Annotated in this window: 19 protein-coding genes; 4 read left to right on the plus strand and 15 right to left on the minus strand. The window is 43.4% G+C overall.

Annotation, left to right across the window (positions count from 1 at the left end):
* Nucleotides 1-81: 81 nt before the first annotated feature.
* From CI959_RS12260 to CI959_RS12270, 3 genes are all read right to left on the minus strand, one after another.
* Nucleotides 82-1,128 carry an endonuclease/exonuclease/phosphatase family protein gene (locus tag CI959_RS12260; protein WP_005854406.1) on the minus strand — a complete coding sequence of 349 codons (1,047 nt, stop codon included), beginning with the start codon at nucleotides 1,126-1,128 and terminating at the stop codon, nucleotides 82-84.
* A gap of 39 nt (nucleotides 1,129-1,167) precedes the next feature.
* Nucleotides 1,168-2,655, minus strand: coding sequence for a hypothetical protein (locus tag CI959_RS12265; protein ID WP_011966688.1), 1,488 nt, complete (start codon nucleotides 2,653-2,655; stop codon nucleotides 1,168-1,170).
* A gap of 150 nt (nucleotides 2,656-2,805) precedes the next feature.
* Nucleotides 2,806-4,263, minus strand: a complete 1,458-nt coding sequence (locus CI959_RS12270; protein ID WP_005854410.1) for an aminoacyl-histidine dipeptidase — start codon at nucleotides 4,261-4,263, stop codon at nucleotides 2,806-2,808.
* A gap of 147 nt (nucleotides 4,264-4,410) precedes the next feature.
* Here CI959_RS12270 and CI959_RS12275 point away from each other — a divergent pair, with 147 nt between their 5' ends.
* A complete protein-coding gene (locus CI959_RS12275; RefSeq protein ID WP_005854411.1) occupies nucleotides 4,411-4,629 on the plus strand; it encodes a hypothetical protein in 219 nt (72 codons plus the stop codon).
* 25 nt (nucleotides 4,630-4,654) lie between these two features.
* Nucleotides 4,655-5,260: an OmpH family outer membrane protein gene (locus CI959_RS12280; RefSeq protein ID WP_005854413.1), complete on the plus strand. Its 606-nt coding sequence runs from the start codon at nucleotides 4,655-4,657 to the stop codon at nucleotides 5,258-5,260.
* Between the two features lie 183 nt (nucleotides 5,261-5,443).
* Here CI959_RS12280 and CI959_RS12285 read toward each other — a convergent pair whose 3' ends face one another.
* Entirely contained in the window at nucleotides 5,444-5,767 is a 324-nt protein-coding gene (locus tag CI959_RS12285; RefSeq protein ID WP_011966687.1) for a hypothetical protein, read from the minus strand.
* On the minus strand, nucleotides 5,768-6,073 hold the full coding sequence (locus tag CI959_RS12290; RefSeq protein ID WP_005854418.1) for a septum formation initiator family protein: 306 nt from the start codon (nucleotides 6,071-6,073) through the stop codon (nucleotides 5,768-5,770).
* Between the two features lie 69 nt (nucleotides 6,074-6,142).
* On the opposite strand from CI959_RS12290, the gene CI959_RS12295 reads away from it, so the two are divergent.
* Nucleotides 6,143-7,903, plus strand: a complete 1,761-nt coding sequence (locus CI959_RS12295) for a DNA polymerase III subunit gamma/tau (protein WP_095231451.1) — start codon at nucleotides 6,143-6,145, stop codon at nucleotides 7,901-7,903.
* A 45-nt stretch (nucleotides 7,904-7,948) separates the two neighbouring features.
* On the opposite strand, the gene aldA is transcribed toward CI959_RS12295, so the two are convergent.
* The 3 genes from aldA to CI959_RS12310 form a co-directional block, all read right to left on the minus strand.
* Nucleotides 7,949-9,385 carry an aldehyde dehydrogenase gene (gene aldA / locus CI959_RS12300; protein WP_009018110.1) on the minus strand — a complete coding sequence of 479 codons (1,437 nt, stop codon included), beginning with the start codon at nucleotides 9,383-9,385 and terminating at the stop codon, nucleotides 7,949-7,951.
* A 189-nt stretch (nucleotides 9,386-9,574) separates the two neighbouring features.
* Nucleotides 9,575-10,414 (minus strand): carboxylating nicotinate-nucleotide diphosphorylase, encoded by an 840-nt coding sequence (gene nadC / locus CI959_RS12305; protein ID WP_005854425.1) that lies wholly within the window; start codon nucleotides 10,412-10,414, stop codon nucleotides 9,575-9,577.
* A gap of 3 nt (nucleotides 10,415-10,417) precedes the next feature.
* Nucleotides 10,418-10,789 (minus strand): DUF4783 domain-containing protein, encoded by a 372-nt coding sequence (locus tag CI959_RS12310; RefSeq protein ID WP_005854427.1) that lies wholly within the window; start codon nucleotides 10,787-10,789, stop codon nucleotides 10,418-10,420.
* An 88-nt stretch (nucleotides 10,790-10,877) separates the two neighbouring features.
* On the opposite strand from CI959_RS12310, the gene rlmH reads away from it, so the two are divergent.
* On the plus strand, nucleotides 10,878-11,351 hold the full coding sequence (rlmH, locus tag CI959_RS12315; protein WP_005854430.1) for a 23S rRNA (pseudouridine(1915)-N(3))-methyltransferase RlmH: 474 nt from the start codon (nucleotides 10,878-10,880) through the stop codon (nucleotides 11,349-11,351).
* Nucleotides 11,352-11,458: 107 nt separating this feature from the next.
* Here rlmH and CI959_RS12320 read toward each other — a convergent pair whose 3' ends face one another.
* From CI959_RS12320 to CI959_RS12350, 7 genes are all read right to left on the minus strand, one after another.
* Nucleotides 11,459-11,779 carry a multidrug efflux SMR transporter gene (locus tag CI959_RS12320; RefSeq protein ID WP_057317701.1) on the minus strand — a complete coding sequence of 107 codons (321 nt, stop codon included), beginning with the start codon at nucleotides 11,777-11,779 and terminating at the stop codon, nucleotides 11,459-11,461.
* Between the two features lie 12 nt (nucleotides 11,780-11,791).
* Nucleotides 11,792-12,868, minus strand: a complete 1,077-nt coding sequence (gene aroC, locus CI959_RS12325; protein WP_057317702.1) for a chorismate synthase — start codon at nucleotides 12,866-12,868, stop codon at nucleotides 11,792-11,794.
* 103 nt (nucleotides 12,869-12,971) lie between these two features.
* Nucleotides 12,972-13,547 carry a peptidylprolyl isomerase gene (locus CI959_RS12330; protein WP_005854436.1) on the minus strand — a complete coding sequence of 192 codons (576 nt, stop codon included), beginning with the start codon at nucleotides 13,545-13,547 and terminating at the stop codon, nucleotides 12,972-12,974.
* Between the two features lie 48 nt (nucleotides 13,548-13,595).
* Complete coding sequence (locus tag CI959_RS12335) at nucleotides 13,596-14,771, minus strand: MalY/PatB family protein (RefSeq protein ID WP_057317703.1); 1,176 nt, start codon at nucleotides 14,769-14,771, stop codon at nucleotides 13,596-13,598.
* A 207-nt stretch (nucleotides 14,772-14,978) separates the two neighbouring features.
* Entirely contained in the window at nucleotides 14,979-16,337 is a 1,359-nt protein-coding gene (locus CI959_RS12340) for a sulfatase (protein WP_005854440.1), read from the minus strand.
* Entirely contained in the window at nucleotides 16,330-17,913 is a 1,584-nt protein-coding gene (locus CI959_RS12345; RefSeq protein ID WP_005854442.1) for a sulfatase, read from the minus strand. The genes CI959_RS12340 and CI959_RS12345 overlap by 8 nt, the downstream gene beginning before the upstream one ends.
* 116 nt (nucleotides 17,914-18,029) lie before the next feature.
* Nucleotides 18,030-19,859, minus strand: a complete 1,830-nt coding sequence (locus CI959_RS12350) for a RagB/SusD family nutrient uptake outer membrane protein (protein ID WP_095231452.1) — start codon at nucleotides 19,857-19,859, stop codon at nucleotides 18,030-18,032.
* Nucleotides 19,860-19,870: the final 11 nt, after the last annotated feature.

Genomic DNA, 19,870 nt, shown 5'->3' on the forward strand with positions numbered 1-19,870 from the left:
TCTGTTTGCTTGTTGACTACATAGCTTTTCTTCTTTAATAGGATAACAAGAGATCGAAAAAAAGGTTTCAAGGTTTTCTTTTCAGCGTTTGATCTGAGAACGTATTAGAAAATCGACTGTTAATGGTAAATGGTCACTAAAACCGCCCTCATATTTAAAGCCGTAATAGGTTCGAAAAGGACGTACCCCCCGCCATGTTTTATCTTTAGTCAATAAAAAATCAGGAGCGAATATGTGGATGCTTTCCGGAATGATATGCATGGAAGACTCTTGCGTGATGAGATCCCGGTTTACGATTATTTGATCGAGTTGGCTCCATTCGCCTTGGTATTTATGACTACCCGGGAATTGAGTTATATGGGGGCTTGCGAACAAATTATAATAGGTACAAGATGTGGAATCTGTGATCTGCGTATTTTCAGGAAAGGCTTGGGCAGCGAATATCTCGGAAATACTTCTGTCTTGAGGGGTATCATTGAAGTCTCCCATAATGAGTATCTGCGGCTTTTCTCGTATCAGTAACAGGGAATCGCTAGATCCCCGTAAAGTGCGGGCCGCGTCAAAACGATCCTTTTCACTTTCTTTTTCTCCTCCGTAGCGGGAGGGGAAATGACACACGAAAACATCTAAGGTATCGCCTGTTATGATCTTTCCATATACGTGTAGGATATCTCGGGTTAATTTGTGTTTGTTCCCGGAAAAACGAATTGGAATGGATTCATGTCGTAAATAAAAGAATTGATCTCGTTGATAAAGAAGAGCGACATTAATACCTCTGGGATCGGGGCTTTGAGTGATAATATATCGGTAATCCTGCCAGCGGAGCGGTGTGCGACGGGTAAGATGAGACAGGACGGAGTCGTTCTCGACTTCGCAAAGAGCTATTAAGGCCGGTGTGCTCCATTCCCCGGCAGCGCTTATTACTTTCGCTATTTGTTGTAGCTTATGATAGTAGCGGCTTTGTGTCCAGTACCGGTTGCCGGAAGGTAGAAATTCATCGTCATTCTTGGTTGGATTATCCCTTGTGTCGAAAAAGTTCTCCACATTATAGGTCATGACCTTGAACGTAGCTTGGGCAAATAACGGAGGGGAGGCAAAGAATAAAAGAAAAAACATAAAAATCTTCATAGTTAAAGCTTTGATTAATTGTTAATATGTAATGTATTCTTATTGGTTTGAATCTTCGGTCTCTTCCTGAACAAACTCGTAGGCTCCTATGGTCGGGCCGTTCGAACTGGTTAGCCGGTTGACACCGTAACGATCGATCGGATAATTCTTCGTTATCTCGGGATCTGCTTTTCCGACTCCGGTAGTCGATACGGAATCTGGCCGGAAATCATAGGTGTATTTATTTTGCTTGCCTCCTACTTTCCGATAGGAAGGAGTCTTTTTGATAAACAAGACCTCCTTGAAGTGATCGCTGGAGGATTCTTTGGCTTTAAGCGCACAGTGATTGAACCGATAATCGAAATCTGTACTGCCATCTGCTTTTAATTCGACATCGTAACTTCCATCGATAGTGCAATTGTCAAAATAAGCTTGCGTGATAGGATACGGGCCATTTCCGTCTACTGTTACGTTATTGAGCAAGTATAGGCATTTACTATCCAAAGGAACAGTCTCGCTGGCCATTTCCCTTTTGGTTAAACTCATGTAATTAGCCATTGTACAGTGAGCGAAGTAATATTTACCACCGACTAAAGTGAGTACACTTCCTCCGGCATTGCTGAATTCCGTATTTGTAGCGATAACATCACAATTGATGGCGAAGAATAGATCGCTCCCCATATTCGTGATCTGTGAGTTGTTTATCTTGATCTTTGGGCGGTCCGGGGTGGAAAGCTCGCAATATACACCGGAGGTACCATTACGTACGATTACATTATCCCAGACATTCCCGTAGCTATCCGCCTTAAAGGTAATGCCTCCCCATTGCCCGGGAGTCCGGTCATACGGTAATATATCATTTAGTATATAATCCAAACGATCGCCTCGGAAAGTGATAGGCTCATCCAAGGTGCCTAAAGCGTTCATGGAGCCGTGAACGATCAGGCTCGCTTTATCATGCATATAGAAAGTAGCCCCCTTCTCGATATTCAATGAAACCCCTTTAGCGATAACCAAACTATCGTAGATCAAGTAAGGACGATTGGCCGTGAGGATAGAATCTTTTGTAATCGTAACACCGCCTTTGTAAAGATTAACATCCTGCCCGTAGGCTTCCAATAATACGGATTGACGGATGCCATTCACGGTGAAAAGTACGGAATCCTGTATCAACAGAGGTTGATTGCCACCATTCGGATCGACCGTTACTTCCACGAATACATACATGCTGTCGTTGGCGAGTATCCCTACATTATTAAATGAGCTACCTTTGCGTCCATCCACATTCATGCGGAAGCCGGTAGCCTCTCCACTGGCCAGCATGATGGACTCAATGCTCAGAGGTTCACTATTTTTATTGTAGATCATAAATTGACGGGTGGTAGAACCGATCGTACTGAAGATCGTATCAAAAGCGAGCGTGTCTGTCGAGAAGCTTAGCCGGTAAGTCGGGTTGGTGGAATAATGATCATCCAAACCGTCGCATGCCGGAAGCATGTTCAACAGAAGCGTTGCGAGTATAAATAGCGTTATCGTTAATCTTTTCATTTTCGTAAATGTTAACTGTAAATATCTTGTGTTCTTGTTTTAATAGATAAACAAAATTATCATAAAAAAGTTGCAAGACATTAACATAAAAAAAGAGGATAGACACGGTTATCGTGTCTTTCCTCTTCTTATAACGCAAAAAACGTTGGTTTATTTTGCGGGGATGCTCTTTAATAATTCAAGAAGGTGGCTCCACCATAAACCGACCGTAGCGATCTCGATACGCTCGTTGGGTGAATGTACGTCACGCAAAGTAGGCCCGAAAGAGATCATATCCAGTTTCGGATATTTTTCCAAGAACAAACCGCACTCTAATCCGGCGTGGATGGCCATGATCTTGGCGTCTTTGTTGAATAGGCGTTTGTAAGTCTCCTGTGCGATCTTCAAGATCTTAGAGTCGGGGTTCGGGGCCCATCCCGGATAGCCATCGCCATGTTTTACATCTGCTCCAGCCAATAGGAACGTGGAGGCTACCGTATTGGCGATAGCGATCTTGCATGATTCGATAGAGCTACGCTGGCTGGTACCGATCAAGATCGTATTGCCTTCTTTCATCTTTATGGAAGCAAGGTTGGTAGAAGTCTCTACCAAGCCTTCTATATCGTGGCTCATACCGATTACGCCGTGCGGACAAGCGTGCAAGGCGTAGATTAATTTCTCGGCGGTGGCATTGTCGATATGATACTCCGGACGATCCGTGGACTCCATCGCTAACTGAACGCTCGGGTCTACATGTTTCAACTCATTTTCAACGTCGGCGGCGAAATGGTTCAGCAAGATACGTACATCCTCCTTATTTTCCGGATGCAAGCCGATCACGGCGTGTGCCTCGCGAGCGATTGCGTTACGTAAGTTTCCTCCATCGATAGAGCAAAGAACGAAATCATATTTCTTTTTCAATAAGAATAAGAAACGAACCAATATCTTGTTGGCATTGCCTAATCCTTTGTGGATCTCGCCACCGGAGTGACCGCCATTCAACCCTTTCACATCGATACGGAAATACTGCATCTTATCGGACGTAGGAACTGGCTCATAATGGAAAGTCGCTTGTGTGTCTTTACCTCCGGCGCAACCCATAAAGATCTCTCCCTCGTCCTCGCTATCGAGATTTAACAAGATATCTCCGGTCATGAAACCTTCTTTCAAGGCTTTCGCTCCGGTCAAACCTGTTTCTTCGTCTACTGTGAACAAACATTCGATCGGACCGTGTTGGATATCATCGGAGGCAAGCAAAGCCAACTCGGCCGCTACACCGATACCATTATCGGCTCCCAAAGTAGTGCCGTTGGCACGCAGCCATTCGCCGTCGACGATCGTCTCGATCGGATCATTGTCGAAATCGTGTTTCGTACCGTTATTTTTCTCGCAAACCATATCCATGTGAGACTGCAATACGACTACCGGACGATCCTCCATTCCCGGAGTGGCAGGCTTTGACATTAAAAGGTTGCCGGCTTCATCTTTCTTGATAGCTATTTTATACTCTTTCGCGAATGATTCTAGGAATTCAATCATTTTGCCTTCCTTTTTTGAGGGGCGAGGCACTTGGGTTACTTGATGGAAGAACTTCCATACGATAGTAGGCTTTAAATCAGTAATCTTCATAATGTTACAATGTATTATAGATGTTACTCTAAAGTTAATAAAACCGCAACTGAAAGAGCTTAGTTCGAAAAAAAGTAGAATAAAATGCCAAAAAGACACTTAGTAATCACTTAAACTCTTATATTTGCGTCCACAAATATAGAGAAAATGCTTACAACGTTATTATTTACGGTCATAATTCTTGTTATCAGTGTCGTGTTGCTATCGATAAAAGTGCTGTTGAAAAAGGGAGGAAGGTTCCCGAATACGCATATCGAAGGAAACAGGGCGTTGGGTAAGAAAGGTATATTTTGTGCGAAGACCATGGATCGTATGGCGGTGAAGCAAAAGGGACTCTATGACATCATGAACGAAATAAAAGAATAAAAAAATAAGATTTAAATTGCACTTTATGAAGAACATTAACTACGTTATTAACGGTGTGCTAGCGGTGGCTGTCGTAATCTTGTATATTATGCAATTTTCCGGCAAGAAAGAATCAAGCGTAACAAGAACATTCGCGTCAGCGGGAGACACAACGGCCTTACTTCCGATCGCTTATGTAAATGTGGATTCCCTGTTACTTAATTACAATTATTCCAAGGATCTGAACGAGATCATCTTGAAGAAACAAGAGAATTCCCGTGCTAACATCACCCAGAAAGCCCGTAGTTTACAAGGCGAGATGCAAGATTTCCAGCGTAAGGTAGAAAATAACGCTTTCCTTACCCGTGAGAGGGCGGAGCAAGAGCAACAACGTTTATTGAATAAGCAACAAGAGTTGCAGAACTTAGATAACCAATTGGCTCAAGAGTTGATGCAAGAGCAGCAGAAGTTGAACGAGCAATTACGCGATACGGTTGTTTCTCAATTGAAGGCTTTCAATCTGGGTAGAGGCTATCAAGTGGTATTCAGCAATACGGTAGGAGATAATATCCTTTTGGCTGGCGATTCCTATGATATCACAGGCGAATTGCTGGAATACTTGAATAAGAATTATTCCTCTCCGGCCAAGTAAGCTATTAATAGAATTTATAAAAGAAAGGGTGTATCAAAGGAACGTTTGATACACCCTTTTTTTAACGGTGCTTACCGGGGACTTTATAGAAGATATACTGTATCTGCAAAGTAATATATACTGCGTTGGCCTGGTCAGTATATATTCATCGGTCGGGTCAGTAGCACTGCGTTTTGCGGCCAATTACTCTTTAGGAGTAACGAAAGCGGTATATACCTGTAAGATAGCGGCTACGCTCAAGCAAAGGATCCACTCGGTACGGTTGTTGAACATAAAGCCGGAAGATACGATCATTAGAAGTCCGGCGAATACGTTGAAACGGTGGAGCCGGCGGCGACGAAAGTCCAAGTCCTTAACCGGAAGGGTCAGATAGCAAACGGCTATACCCGCCGCACCGACAGCGAATAAATAAGGGGCGACAGCCCAATGAGTAAGAAACAATATGGCACCGGCTAATACGAGTAATCCCGCTACGCCGAAAATAATCGATCTGATTTGTTGATTCATTTATTTGTCCTTGATAATAAAAACATCCTCGTTCGACCTTTTCATGAAATACTCTTCACGGGCGAAACGTTCCAGTCCCTCCTTGTCCGTATGAAGGTCGTTTAATTTCTTGCTGTTGATCTCGATCTCCTTTTGGTAATGTTTGATCTCTTTCTCCAAACCGCGTATTTTCTCGTCGTACGTATAGCGTTTATACAGGCTGCTATCGCCCACCGTAAAGGTGACGATAAGGAACACGATGGTAACCAACCAATAAGCGTTGATCCACGATAGATACTTTATGTAAAACTCTTTTATGCGTGACATCAGAACATCGTTTTCGCGAAGATAATGAATTATTTTGTTTATCTTTGTCTTATCAATAAAAAGCAGAGAATGGATAATTATATTGTATCGGCAAGAAAATATCGCCCGTCCACTTTCCGGAGTGTAGTAGGGCAGAAGTCTCTTACCACTACGCTGAAAAACGCGATACAAAGTAACAAATTAGCGCATGCTTACCTGTTTTGCGGTCCTCGTGGAGTAGGAAAGACCTCGTGTGCCCGTATCTTTGCGAAGACGATCAATTGCTTGAATCCGACGGCGGATGGCGAGGCTTGCAATGCGTGCGAGTCGTGCCGGGCTTTCAATGAGCAGCGTTCTTACAATATCCATGAACTGGATGCCGCCTCGAATAACTCGGTGGACGATATCCGTACCTTGATCGACCAAGTGCGTATCCCGCCTCCAATCGGTAAATACAAAGTCTTCATTATTGACGAGGTCCATATGTTGACAACCGCCGCTTTCAACGCATTCTTGAAGACATTGGAGGAACCTCCGCATCATGCTCTCTTTATCTTGGCTACGACCGAGAAGCACAAGGTGCTTCCCACGATCCTTTCCCGTTGTCAGATCTATGATTTCTCCCGTATATCCATCGCCGACATGGTGGAGCATTTGCAATATGTCTCTTCGCAAGAGAGGGTAACTGCGGAACCGGAAGCCTTGAACGTGATCGCTCAGAAGGCGGATGGAGGTATGCGCGACGCTTTGTCTATCTTTGACCAAGTGGTAAGTTTCACGAATGGCAATATCACGTATCAAGCGGTTATCGATAACTTGAACGTGCTGGATTATGAGTATTATTTTCGTCTGACAGATGCGATCTTATCCGGCAATGTGCGGGCTTCTTTATTGATCTTGAATGAGATATTAGGCAAAGGATTCGACGGGCAGAATATCATAACCGGTTTGGCTGGGCATTTCCGGGACTTATTGGTATGCCGGGATGAGTCCACCTTGGTGCTATTCGAGGTGGGAGCTTCTATACGGGAACGATATAAGGAGATGGCGAAACATTGTCCGGATCAACTTCTGTTCAAGGCGATAGAGCTAGCGAATACGTGCGATTTGAATTACCGTGCCAGCCGCAATAAGCGTCTTTTATTGGAATTGACGTTGATTCAGCTCTGTCAATTAACACAGGTGGCCGTCGACGATAAAAAAAAAGCGTTAATTGAGCCGATTGCTGGGACGAATCCGTCTTCTCAAGCGGTGAATAGCGGGCAGCCCCAACAGCCGCCTCAAGCTCCTTCAGTTACGGCAGCGGCCGGTGCTCCACAAGTTATGAGTACGCACATGCCGAGCTCGGTTCCTGCGCCACCTCCGTCTACAGCGCCTAATCCGGCTCGTAAAACGGCTCGTCCGATGGGGATCTCCATGAAGGAGATCGGAGTGGAGAAGCCTAAGCAACAAACCGTTCAACAAGCGACAACGAACGTAAAGGAGGTAGTAACTCCCTTTGACAATGATTCCTTGGTTCGTGAATGGGATAATTACGCCGCAACGATTGACAAGAAAGTGTATCTTAAGAATACGATGATCAATTGCAAGCCTACCTTGCAAGAGAATTATTATTTCGAGGTAGCTGTACATAACCCGGGGCAGCAAGAGGAATTGATCAATAATGCGATCCATATCCTGCCATTTCTCCGCCAGCATCTTAATAACAGCCGCATCCAGATGCGTGTCCGGATCGTAGAGGGAAATGAGAAGCACTTGGCTTATACATCCACGGAGAAGCTAGAGCTGCTGATGAAGATAAATCCTAACTTGGGTCGTTTGAGGGATGAGTTTAATTTGACGTTAGATTAAGTAGATATGCTAAAGATCCCAAGAAGGGATCTTTAGTCTTATTTTTTATTCCTTTGTCTCAAGATAAACCACTTGAGTTTGCAAATACTCCTCAAGTCCATGTTTTCCGTCCGCACCACCGATTCCGGATTTACGCCATCCCGCATGGAAGCCTTGCATAGCCTCAAAATTCTCACGGTTAATATAAGTCTCCCCGAATTTTAAGGAACGCATTACCTTGAATGCGTTATCCAAGTTTTGTGTATATACGGAAGATGTCAATCCATATTCGCAATCATTCGCCCATGCGATAGCGTCGTTGATGTCCGAATATTCGACAACCGGTAGCACGGGGCCAAAAGTCTCTTCTTGTATGATATCCATTTTCTGCGTAACACAATCCAAAACGGTCGGTTCGAAGAAATATCCTTTTGTACCGATCCTATGACCACCACACAGTAGCCTAGCACCTTGCTGGATCGCTCTTTCTACTTTTTTCTCCATAGACTTCAACGCACTGGCTTCGATAAGAGGTCCCATATCCAGATCCGCGATCTCATTGGGGTTTCCTACTTTTACCTGCTTCATGCCGGCGACTAGTTTTTCCATGAAGGTCTCTTTTATCGCTTTGTCTACATAAACCCGTTCGGCACAATTACATACCTGTCCGGTATTGATCACACGAGAGGCAATAATGGATTTAACGGCGAGATCGACATCTGCGTCCTTCATCACGATAGCCGGGGCTTTACCTCCTAACTCCAGAGAAACTTTCGTGATATTAGGAGCGGCGGCTGCCATGGTCTGTTGTCCGGCTCCCACGCTTCCTGTCAGACTTACCATGCCTACTTTCGGATTCGCCGAGAGTTCATGACCAATCACGCTACCCCGTCCATTTACTAGATTGAAAACGCCGGCAGGCAAACCTGCCTCCTCCACGATCTGCGCGAATACATATGCGTTCTCTGGCGTAAGCTGGCTAGGTTTTATTACGATCGTATTTCCGGTGATCAAGGCCGGCGCGGCTTTACGAGCGACTAGAAAGAATGGGAAATTCCAAGGTAGGATACCTGTCGTTACTCCAATCGGTCTCTTAAATAAGAAAATGTTTTCATGAGGGCGGTCACTGGGAATGATTTCCCCTTCGTACCGGCGGGCCCAGCCTGCCATGTAATCCATATAGTCCGCGGTAAAAAGGACTTCAACATTGGCGAGTCCTTGGGTTTTGCCTCCTTCACGGACGATGATGTCGGTCAGTTCCTTCTCTCTCTTACGGATGCCAGCCGCTATCTTTGTCAGATAAGCAGCCCTTTCTATGGAGGGCGTTCTTTCCCATTGATTCTGCGCTTTCTCTGCGGCATCGATCGCTTTTCTGGCATCTTCAACCGTCCCGTCGGGCATCAGTGAAATAACCTCTTCGGTAGAAGGATTCAATACCTTGATCCATTTCCCAGACTCATTATCAATGAATCTGCCATCTATAAACATTTTCAATTCTTTCATGATACTATTTTTAGGTTGAATAATTTGTTCTTAAAAGTACGGAAAGGAAGGAATGGCAATGTTTTAAAAATGATAATAGTTCTATCAGAAATGATAGTGAATCAAGATAATAGGGTAGATATAGGAAAAACAGCCTCAAGAAGTTGATCTTCTCAAGGCTGTTTTTTTATAGAATGATCGTTTTTCGTTTTAGCAGGCTTTGAAGCTCATGTCCAAGCTCTTCACGGAGTGAGTCAATGCCCCTACGGAGATGAAGTCTACGCCACATTCCGCATAATCACGTAATGTGTCGAACGTGATACCGCCGGAAGACTCTACCTCGAAACGTCCGTTGATGCGGCGAACCGCTTCTTTTGTATTCTCGATATTGAAATTATCCAACATGATACGATCGATACCGCCTACTTTCATGGCTTGTTCCAACTCGTCGAAGTTACGAACCTCGATCTCGATCTTTAGGCTCTTTCCTTTCTCTTTCAGATAGTTTTGCGCACGTGTGATCGCTTGCTCGATGCCGCCGGCGAAATCCACATGATTATCTTTCAATAAGATCATATCGAACAAACCGATGCGATGGTTCATGCCGCCACCGATACGTACGGCCTCTTTCTCGATCATACGCATACCGGGAGTTGTCTTGCGAGTATCTAGAACGTGTGTCTTGGTGCCTTCTAACGCCTTGGCGTATTTACGAGTCGTAGTAGCGATACCGCTCATGCGTTGCATAACGTTCAGCATCAACCGCTCGGTCTGCAATAAGGATTGGATCTTACCTTCCACCACGAACGCTATATCCCCTTTTTTCACTTCGGCTCCGTCTTGTATAAAGACCGTCATTTTCAGTTCCGGATCGAAGTCGTGGAAGATACGTTTAGCCATTTCCACGCCGGCCAATACGCCATCTTCCTTGATGATCAGCTGGCTTTTCCCCATCGCTGTCTCGGGGATGCAACATAAGGTGGTATGATCGCCATCGCCAATATCCTCGGCAAACGCTAATTTGATTAAGTCGTCAATAAGTTTGTCCATCTTTTATTCTATTCTGATTGATTGTATAATCGCTGTATTCCCTTCGGCACGGTACGTGATGTTTACACGGTACTCACCGGAAGACGTCGGAAGCTTTCCGACAAGGAAACCGCTTTCCTTTTTATCCGCATGATGTACGACCGAGAATCCGGAAGGCTTATTCGAACTGAAAAATGAGGACAACATAGAGACGGCCTCACTTCCGTTACATTTCTTAGAGGAACTGGGCAAGGCTACATCCACCACCTTATCCATAGCACCGGATAGAGAGGAGGCATTTCCTGCCTTGAAAGCATTTGATATACTGGTAATATCCGCCGCCTGCGCACATACGAATGCGAATATCAAGGCGAATGTAAGTAAGAGTCGTTTCATAAGCTTTCTTTATTTTATTGAGTAATTAGTTGCAAAGGTATGTATTTTTCTTGTAACTTAGCCTTTCTAAACATGTAAATGTAAGTAGATGAAGATTGGACTGATTGTGATTGGTAAGACGGATGCCGGTTATTTTGTGGAGGCTATCAATGAGTATAAAAATCGCTTGACACATTATATACCCTTTGAAATGGAAGTCATACCGGATATAAAGAACGTGAAGAATCTCTCTGAGGCGCAGCAAAAGGAGAAGGAGGGAGAATTGATTTTAAAGGCCTTGCAGCCCGGCGATTATTTGGTGTTGCTGGATGAGAAAGGGAAGGAGTTTACCTCCATGCAATTTTCTACTTATCTGGAAAAGAAAATGCATACGGTCCCGAAACGCTTGGTATTTGTGGTAGGCGGTCCTTACGGTTTTAGTGAAGCTGTGTATAAGGCGGCATCGGAAAAGATCTCGTTGAGCAAGATGACTTTTTCCCACCAGATGATCCGACTGATCTTTATCGAGCAGATTTACCGGGCAATGACGATCTTGAATAACGAGCCTTATCATCACGAGTAGTTGCGTCGGTTAACGGCAGTATAGGCGTAGCCCTATACCTATACTGCCGTAAGCTCACGCCTATACTGGCGTAGCCTTACGGCAATACTGGTGTTTTTTTACCCGGATTAATGGACTAATTTCAACCCGACGATCCCTATCAATATCAAAGATAAGAACAATAACCTGAATATATTTACGGAATCATGGAAAAACAAGATTCCAAGAAGAACAGTCCCTATAGCCCCGATCCCGGTCCAGATTACATAAGCCGTACCGATTGGGATGCTTTTCTGGGCGAGATATAAGAAATAACCGCTTAAGCCCATGGATAAGATCGATAAACCTATAAACCAAATAAAATATTTGGAATGCATACTTGCTAATTTAAAGCCCAGCGGCCAGCCGATCTCGAATAATCCGGCTATAATTAACAGAATCCAAGCCATATAGAATTAGTCTTAAAAGTTTTCCCGTGTCTTCTGGATCAATAAATAATCCAATAAAGTCATGGCGGTCATAGACTCGACGATAGGTACCGCACGAGGCAATACGCATGGATCATGACGTCCGCGTGCCTTTAATATCGTATCCTCTCCCTCCATGTTAACCGTTTCTTGTTCCATCAAGATCGTAGCGACCGATTTAAAGGCTACCCGGAAATAAATATCTTGTCCGTTGGATATCCCTCCTTGGATACCGCCGGAATTATTGGTACGAGTATTGATATGCCCGTTATCATTGAAAAAGCGATCGTTCCTTTCCGATCCGCGGAAGAAGGCGGCGTTGAATCCGTCTCCATACTCGAAGCCCTTCACGGCGTTGATCGTAAGCATCGCATGTCCTAACGCGGCATGTAACTTGCCGAACACAGGCTCTCCCAATCCGACGGGAACCCCTTTCGCCACACAGGTAATAACACCGCCGATCGTATCTCCTTTTGATTTGATCTCGGCGATCAAGGTTTCCATCTCTGAGGCGGTCTTCGGGTCCGGGCAACGTACGTCGCTCTCCTCCGTCAAGCTTAAATCATAATCTTGGTAACTACCCGCTAATTGGATCGGGCCGACCTGCGAGGTATAAGCTTGGATCTGTATGCCGTATTGTTTAAGGGCGAGTTTAGCGATAGCTCCAGCCACGCAACGAGCGATCGTTTCCCGAGCGGACGAACGTCCTCCTCCACGGGGATCACGGATTCCATATTTCGTTTGATAGGTATAATCGGCATGGGAAGGACGGTAAACCGTCTTCATATTGTCATAGTCCGAGGAATGTTGGTTTTTGTTCCAGATGATGAAACCTATCGGCGTACCGGTTGTCTTTCCCTCGTAGATACCGGAAAGAAATTGTACCTCATCATCCTCTTTACGGGGGGTCGTGATACGGGATTGTCCCGGTTTACGACGGTTCAGCTCTTGCTGGATGAATGCCGTATCTAATTCGATCCCGGCTGGGCATCCGTCGATCACGCCGCCGATACCGGGGCCGTGCGATTCGCCGAACGATGTTAATCTATAAATATTGCCAAAAGTATTCACCGCTTTGTCTAATTGAAAATTGAAAACTGAAAATTGAGAATCAAAAGCCGATGATTAGGCGTTTCTCCTAATTTTCAATTTTCAATTCTCAATTTCCCATTATTTAGTGGCATCCACCACAACCACAACCACCCTCGTGGTTATCGCCACAATCGCTACCGCAATCGTCGCAACCGCAACTGCATCCACCTGCGGGAGCGGAGAAGGCTGCGATCTCTTCCGCTGTCGGTTCGTGTACGTCGATTACCTCGCCGCTGAAATGCAAAGTCTCGCCAGCCAACGGATGGTTGAAGTCCATTACCACGATATCATCCTTCACTTCCAATACAGAGCCGTTCATACGGTTGCCATTAGAATCCATCATCGGTACGGTATTACCTTCCTTGATCATCTCGGCGTCGAATTTACCGTCTACCTCGAAGATATTCTTCGGAAGATCCAATACGTGCTCCTCGTTATATTCGCCATAAGCCTCGGCTGGCTCGATGGAGAAGTTGAACGTGCCACCTACTTCCAGCCCGTTCAAGGCTTTCTCGAATGCCGGAAGCATCATGCCTGTTCCGTAGATGAATTTCAAAGGAGCCTCGACCGTCGCTTTTTCCATTAACTCACGTTCTTCACCTTCGCCAACGTTCAGGTCGTATGTAACCGCAACGTATTTGTTTGCTGTAATTTTCATTTGTCTTGTATTTTAAATATGTATAGAAATGCTCGCAAAGATACGATTTTATTTCTTATCCACCGCCTTTTTAAGAGCGTTCATCGCTTTATCTAAAACAGAGCGGGGGCAGCCAATGTTCAAACGCATATGGCCTTCTCCCCCGGGGCCGAAGATACTTCCGTCGTTCAACGCTAGTCCGGCTTTGTCTTTGAACAGGTGTACGAGTTCCTCTTGACTTAATTTCAGTTCCCTGCAATCCAGCCAAACGAGGAAGGAGGCTTGGGGCTGGTAGACTTTTATCTTGGGGAGATGCTGTTTCATAAACTCTTCCACGAAACGTACATTCTCCATGATATACATTCGCATTTGTTGCAACCATTCGGCGCCATAGGTATAAGCGGCGGTCGTCGCTGTATAAGCGAAGATCGTGCCATCGCCAAACTCTCCGGCCTCAAGGAAAGAGTAAAATTCTTCCCGGATGCGATCATTGGGTACGATTGCGTAGGAAGTCACGATACCGGCGATATTGAACGTCTTGCTCGGTGCCATGAAAGTCACGCTGCAGGAAGCGGCGGTATCCGATACGGAGGCGAACGGGTAATGCGTGTACTGAGGATAGGCCATTTCCGCATGAATCTCATCGGAGATAACCAAAATATTGTGCTTGGCGCAAATATCGGCCAAGCGGACCAAGGTTTCCTTTTTCCAGACGATCCCACCCGGATTGTGAGGGTTGCAGAGGATCAATACCTTGCATTCATCATCTATAATAGATTCAAGATGATCAAAATCCATCTCATAGATGCCGTCTACCATCTTTAGCGGATTATAAACGACCTCGCGCTTCATTTTCTCCGGAACGATGCGGAACGGGTGATAAACAGGGGGCTGGATGATGACCTTATCTCCTTTTTGCGTAAAGCATTGGATAGCGAAAGCGATTCCCTTTACGATTCCCGGGATATAGCTGATCCATTCCCGTTGTATTTTCCAGTTATGTTTGTAGTGTACCCAATTGATGATACTCTCGTAATACTCGTCGGAGCCGAATGTATAGCCGAATATCTCGTGCTCACAACGTTTCTTCAGGGCCTCTACAATAAAGTCCGGTGTGCGGAAATCCATATCCGCCACCCATAGTGGTATCAGATTCTCGTCACCGAACATCTCTTTCAAACGGTCGAATTTCACGCAACTCGTCCCATGTCGTTCGATAACTTCGTCGAAGTTGTAGTGTTTCATATTTTTATTAACGATCAGTTTCTTAATTGTTTTAGGGGTCAAACTTACATAAAAAACTGCGATTTTAAAGCAAAATATGTATAAAGATGATGTTTTTGTATAGTAGGAAACTTTATAAAAGACTTTTCTCTCTAAAAATAAAATCAGTGAATTTGCTTCTTGAAAAATAAGAGAAACAAATTCACCGAATAGTATAAGACATATAGTTTACTTTTGGTCGAAGATACTCTTAGCAATCTTTAATGAAGCTTTATGTGCATTGGCCAACATGGTTAATTCCTGTACAATATCCGGATGTTCTTCTGCTATATTGTATAATTCTCCAGGGTCAGTACCTAAATCATATAAAACAGGTTTATCATATACGATTTTATCCGTTGCTCCATAAGCTGGTCTATAAGAGAAATGGGCTTTATATTTACCTTTTCGAATCGCATATAATTCACTGCCTCTGTAAAAGTAAAACACATCGCGTTTACAAGTAGACTTATCTTTTAATACATTTAGCAAGCTGATTCCATCATAATGCCGATCTGAAGGCAATGGAATTCCTGCTATCTCACAAAATGTAGGTAGTAAGTCTAATGTACTAGCCATATCCGTTATATATCCCGGTTTAACCATTGCTCCCCACATAATACATGGAACGCGGAACCCTCCTTCGAACATGGAAGCTTTGCCATCCTTTAACGGACCCGGTGATCCTCCTTCTTGTTTACATAAAAGCCATGGCCCATTATCGGATGTGAAAATAACCAATGTGTTTTTATCTAATCCTTCAGATTTTAATGTTTGCAAGATTTGTCCTACACTCCAATCCAGTTCCTCTACGGTGTCACCATATTTGCCTCTGGCTGATTTACCTTGAAAGTCAGTAGAGGCATATACTGGCATATGAGGCATAGGGTGTGCTAAATACAAGAAAAAAGGAGAATTCTCATTTGATTTAATGTAGCGGATAGCAGCTTCCGTCACTTGTTGCGTTAAATTATATTGTTGGGGCTCTCTTTCCAGTTCTTTTTCTTGTTCATAAATAATATATTCATAAGGATATTTTGTGTTGCCTAATTTAATTTGTTCCTTCCGGCTCATATCATTGGAATAAGGATAACCGTAAAAATAGTCAAAGCCGTGACGTAATGGCATGTATTCTGGTAAATGTCCTAAATGCCATTTACCTATGCAAGCCGTATGATATCCGGCTTGTTTCAGCAGTTCAGCGATCGTTAGTTCCTCAGAAGGCAATCCCCCTTTGGAATCAGGAAACAGGACTCTGCGTTGATCTCCATACATTCCGGTACGGACTCCTAGGCGGCCTGTTAATAATCCGGCACGGCTAGGAGAGGAGACTGATGCTGAAACGTAAAAACTACTCCATTTTTGTCCTTCTATAGCCATTCGGTCGATATTCGGGGTTTTTATCGTAGGACTTCCGAAACAAGATAAGTCTCCATATCCCATATCATCACAATTGATAACTATGATATTGGGCTTTGTCGGTTGACTATGCCCGTCATACGAGGCTAAAACTCCTGTAATGTACAGTATATATTTAATTTTATTCATGGATTAATTGTTTATTAAACGACATGGCATTCGTGTCTTGATATTGTTTTTGTAAACGTATAAGCTCCTTTTCCAGTTGATGAGTGATATTCTCATATCCTGTTTTTCCATACAAGTTGTTCATCTCCATAGGATCTTCTTGTAGATCAAATAATTCCCATTTATCGATATTGTTATAAAAATGAATTAATTTATAACGTTCTGTGCGTACGCCATAATGACGTTTAACAGAATGCTCCGCAGGGTACTCATAAAAGTGGTAATAGAGTGATTTACGCCAGTTCTCAACTTTTTCTCCACGTAACAAAGGCAAAAAGGAAATACCATGCATATCGGATGGGATTTGGATTCCTGCTAAATCTAGGATGGTCGGTCCGTAATCAATGTTTTGGACAAACTCATCGATATCTCCTTTCTTTCCTCCTGGCAAACGAATTAATAAAGGAGTCCGGAAAGATTCCTCATACATGAAACGTTTATCGAACCATCCGTGTTCTCCCATATAGAATCCTTGGTCGGAAGTGTAGACAATCATTGTGTTCTCTAATAATCCTGTCTTTTCTAAATAATTCAATAATACTCCAATATTTCTGTCTATGGAATGGATGACACGTAAATAGTCTCGCATATATTGTTGATATTTCCATTCAGATAGTTGCTTACCAGAAAGTTTGTCTTTCTTGAATTTCTGAATGATTGGATCATAATGAGCATCCCAAGCTGCTTTCTCTTCGGGTGTCATACTGTTATACATGCTGCGTCCGGCATTCTCTAACCCTGTAGTTGTATGGATTTCATTTTCTTTATCAGCCATTTTTAAATCATAGACTAAATCCATATCTTTTATGATACTCATCTTTTGCTCATGAGCGGCTTGACGACCGTTGTAGTCGTCATAAAAATTGGCTGGTAACTCGAATGTCGTATCGCTGAAAAGTTGTAAATCACAAGTATCGGGCATCCATGTACGATGAGGAGCTTTGTGATGGAGTAACAAGCAGAAAGGCTTATTTTTATCATGTATATTCTCCATCCAGTCGATTGCTTTTTCTGTGATGACGTTGGTAACATAGCCTTTTGATGGGACCTGTTTCCCGTTTTTGATAAATGGAGCGTTGTAATAAATGCCTTGGCCTATTAAAATTTCCGAATAATCAAATCCGGTAGGAGCGGAAGTTAGATGCCACTTTCCGATTATTGCTGTTTCATATCCGGCTTTTTGTAAAAGTTTGGGGTATGTTTGCTGGGAACCATCAAATGTGGAACTGTTATCGGTGAAACCATTAGCATGACTATGTTTACCGGTTAATATACAGGCTCGACTAGGTCCACTGATGGAATTGGCAACAAAGCTATTGGTGAAACGTACTCCCTCGTTTGCCAGTCGGTCTATATTGGGAGTTTGTATGAAGCGTTTATCATAAGCACTGATTGTCTGGTAAGAATGATCGTCAGACATGATATAGATGATATTCATCGGCTTTTTTCCTGCTATCTGCTCTGAATCTGTTTTTTTGATGTTGCAGGAAGTCGTAGCTATTAAAGCAGAGAATGTGAATAATAATTCTTTTTTCATTATTTAGACTTTTATTGTGTTCGTGATTAAGGAATTTGTTTGTTACAGGGTTTTAGCCTAAAATTTGTGAGGAAAGACTTTCTCTTTTATTAGGCTAAATCCTGTAATCAAGTAAATTACCAACCGGGGTTTTGGACCCATTGGTTACCTGTAAGCGATAGCATACGAGGTTGTATGGGTAATAAATAATCTCGTTCCGGATTGAATTGCCATCCGTTAGGATAATGCTTATTATTGAACGGTATGATATAGCGTTTGGAGTCGGAGGGCGTACCTGTTAAGAAAAGATTTTCACCTTCTTGCAGGCTTTCTCCATAAGCGGTTTCCAAAGAGCTCCCTTTGAATAATGCACCTGTTGGAGTTTTTCCAATAATGAGGATGTCTGCGGCGGCCCAGCGCAAGATATCTTGGAGCCGGCTTCCCTCTAAAGCTTTTTCTATGCGTCGTTCTCTTCGTACTGCTTGTATATATTTATCCAATTTATTAAACGGATAATCGGGATCGGTATTGAACTCTCTGTCGAAATCCATCTCGGGCATGCCCACACGCTCTCGAAGTGGCCTTAAGGCTTCTTTTATTTTGCTAGCGTTAGCCGCGCCATCTAATTCTGCCAGAGCCTCAGCGTAGTTTAATAAAATATCGGCGTAACGGAATTGTATAGCTGGCGCTTGGCTTTTGCCTTCCCCATCTATAGTAGGAATATAAGTCGTATTATATTCTACGTATTTTAGGATAGAATAACCTGTCGTATTTTGATTCCGGCTTTCCTCATTCAAAGGAGGAAGTTTGAATACGAATTCTCCATTTGGACGTAAATCTTGTCCTGGCATGCAAATGGTCTGGGATAATCGTGGGTCTCGTAAGTCCGGACTCAATTCGTCCCCGTACATTACCTTTGCTTTGTCTCGTTCGGAACCGACAAAAGGTTTTCCTTCTTTTGTTAAATAATCATCAACAAGAGAAGCGGATGCCCCACAAGTGCCACCTCCTTTATTTAAATAACGTGTTACGGAATGGCCGATGTTATTGGCGGCATCATATTTCTTCCACCATAAAACTTCTGGATTATGTGAGAGATCCAAAGTGATGAACAAGCCTCGATAAGCGGTATTGGGATCCCCTTTTGAGATGCTCCATACCCCTTCGTCTATTACATCTTTAGCGGCATCTGCGGCTTGCCGTAGATAAGAGCTGATTTTCTCATCAGTTACTTTTTTATCATAGAATGGCGTGTTTTTCGCACGATGGTATTTCTCCCAAGTACCTTCAAATAAAGCGACCTCACTCTTAAGCGCTCTTGCTACATCTTTGTGTACACGCATTGTCGAGCTATTGGTTTGAGTGTTTAGATGCTCGATCGCTATATCTAAATCCGCCAATATACTATCAGCGACCTCAAGCCTACTGTTTCGGGGACGTTCCATCTGTTCTTGAATCGGATCTAATACTTTCGTTAACCAAGTGACTTCTCCATAATTAACGAATAACCTATAATAATAGCAGGCTCTGAAGAAATAAGCTTCTCCGATGCATTGCTCCATTTCCGGACCGATCTCCTCGCAATTATCGAGGTTGTTGATTAAGAAGTTTAGACTTCTGATATGTTTATACTCTGTTAATTCGACAGCGGAACTTAATGTGGTTTCTCCCGCAAGACGTGTGTCTATTACATTACTCTGCATATTATCGCTATTCAAGTCTCCAAAGGCGATACCCGTTGGATTTCCAATGCTGTTAGATTGTTCCTTTATGGCAGAGTTTGCCACATCTTTGTCATTAATTTTAAGAGTTGATTCATAAAACTGATTCAGATACTTGGTGATTTCTGTTGTACTGGTGAAAGAATTGACAGAAGACAATTCTCCTTCCGGATATTTATCCATGTCGAAACAGCTACATAGCCCTAATAGACATAGGGAAACCATTGATAGATATATTCTTTTCATAAATAAATTAC

Source organism: Parabacteroides sp. AT13 (assembly GCF_002272965.1).
GTDB lineage: Bacteria > Bacteroidota > Bacteroidia > Bacteroidales > Tannerellaceae > Parabacteroides > Parabacteroides distasonis.

Excerpts from the sequence above, each read along its gene's own strand:
- CI959_RS12260 (WP_005854406.1), bottom strand. The coding sequence starts at position 1,128 with ATGAAGATTTTTATGTTTTTTCTTTTATTCTTTGCCTCCCCTCCGTTA.
- CI959_RS12265 (WP_011966688.1), bottom strand. The coding sequence starts at position 2,655 with ATGAAAAGATTAACGATAACGCTATTTATACTCGCAACGCTTCTGTTG.
- CI959_RS12270 (WP_005854410.1), bottom strand. The coding sequence starts at position 4,263 with ATGAAGATTACTGATTTAAAGCCTACTATCGTATGGAAGTTCTTCCAT.
- CI959_RS12275 (WP_005854411.1), top strand. The coding sequence starts at position 4,411 with ATGCTTACAACGTTATTATTTACGGTCATAATTCTTGTTATCAGTGTC.
- CI959_RS12280 (WP_005854413.1), top strand. The coding sequence starts at position 4,655 with ATGAAGAACATTAACTACGTTATTAACGGTGTGCTAGCGGTGGCTGTC.
- CI959_RS12285 (WP_011966687.1), bottom strand. The coding sequence starts at position 5,767 with ATGAATCAACAAATCAGATCGATTATTTTCGGCGTAGCGGGATTACTC.
- CI959_RS12290 (WP_005854418.1), bottom strand. The coding sequence starts at position 6,073 with ATGTCACGCATAAAAGAGTTTTACATAAAGTATCTATCGTGGATCAAC.
- CI959_RS12295 (WP_095231451.1), top strand. The coding sequence starts at position 6,143 with ATGGATAATTATATTGTATCGGCAAGAAAATATCGCCCGTCCACTTTC.
- aldA (WP_009018110.1), bottom strand. The coding sequence starts at position 9,385 with ATGAAAGAATTGAAAATGTTTATAGATGGCAGATTCATTGATAATGAG.
- nadC (WP_005854425.1), bottom strand. The coding sequence starts at position 10,414 with ATGGACAAACTTATTGACGACTTAATCAAATTAGCGTTTGCCGAGGAT.
- CI959_RS12310 (WP_005854427.1), bottom strand. The coding sequence starts at position 10,789 with ATGAAACGACTCTTACTTACATTCGCCTTGATATTCGCATTCGTATGT.
- rlmH (WP_005854430.1), top strand. The coding sequence starts at position 10,878 with ATGAAGATTGGACTGATTGTGATTGGTAAGACGGATGCCGGTTATTTT.
- CI959_RS12320 (WP_057317701.1), bottom strand. The coding sequence starts at position 11,779 with ATGGCTTGGATTCTGTTAATTATAGCCGGATTATTCGAGATCGGCTGG.
- CI959_RS12330 (WP_005854436.1), bottom strand. The coding sequence starts at position 13,547 with ATGAAAATTACAGCAAACAAATACGTTGCGGTTACATACGACCTGAAC.
- CI959_RS12335 (WP_057317703.1), bottom strand. The coding sequence starts at position 14,771 with ATGAAACACTACAACTTCGACGAAGTTATCGAACGACATGGGACGAGT.
- CI959_RS12340 (WP_005854440.1), bottom strand. The coding sequence starts at position 16,337 with ATGAATAAAATTAAATATATACTGTACATTACAGGAGTTTTAGCCTCG.
- CI959_RS12345 (WP_005854442.1), bottom strand. The coding sequence starts at position 17,913 with ATGAAAAAAGAATTATTATTCACATTCTCTGCTTTAATAGCTACGACT.
- CI959_RS12350 (WP_095231452.1), bottom strand. The coding sequence starts at position 19,859 with ATGAAAAGAATATATCTATCAATGGTTTCCCTATGTCTATTAGGGCTA.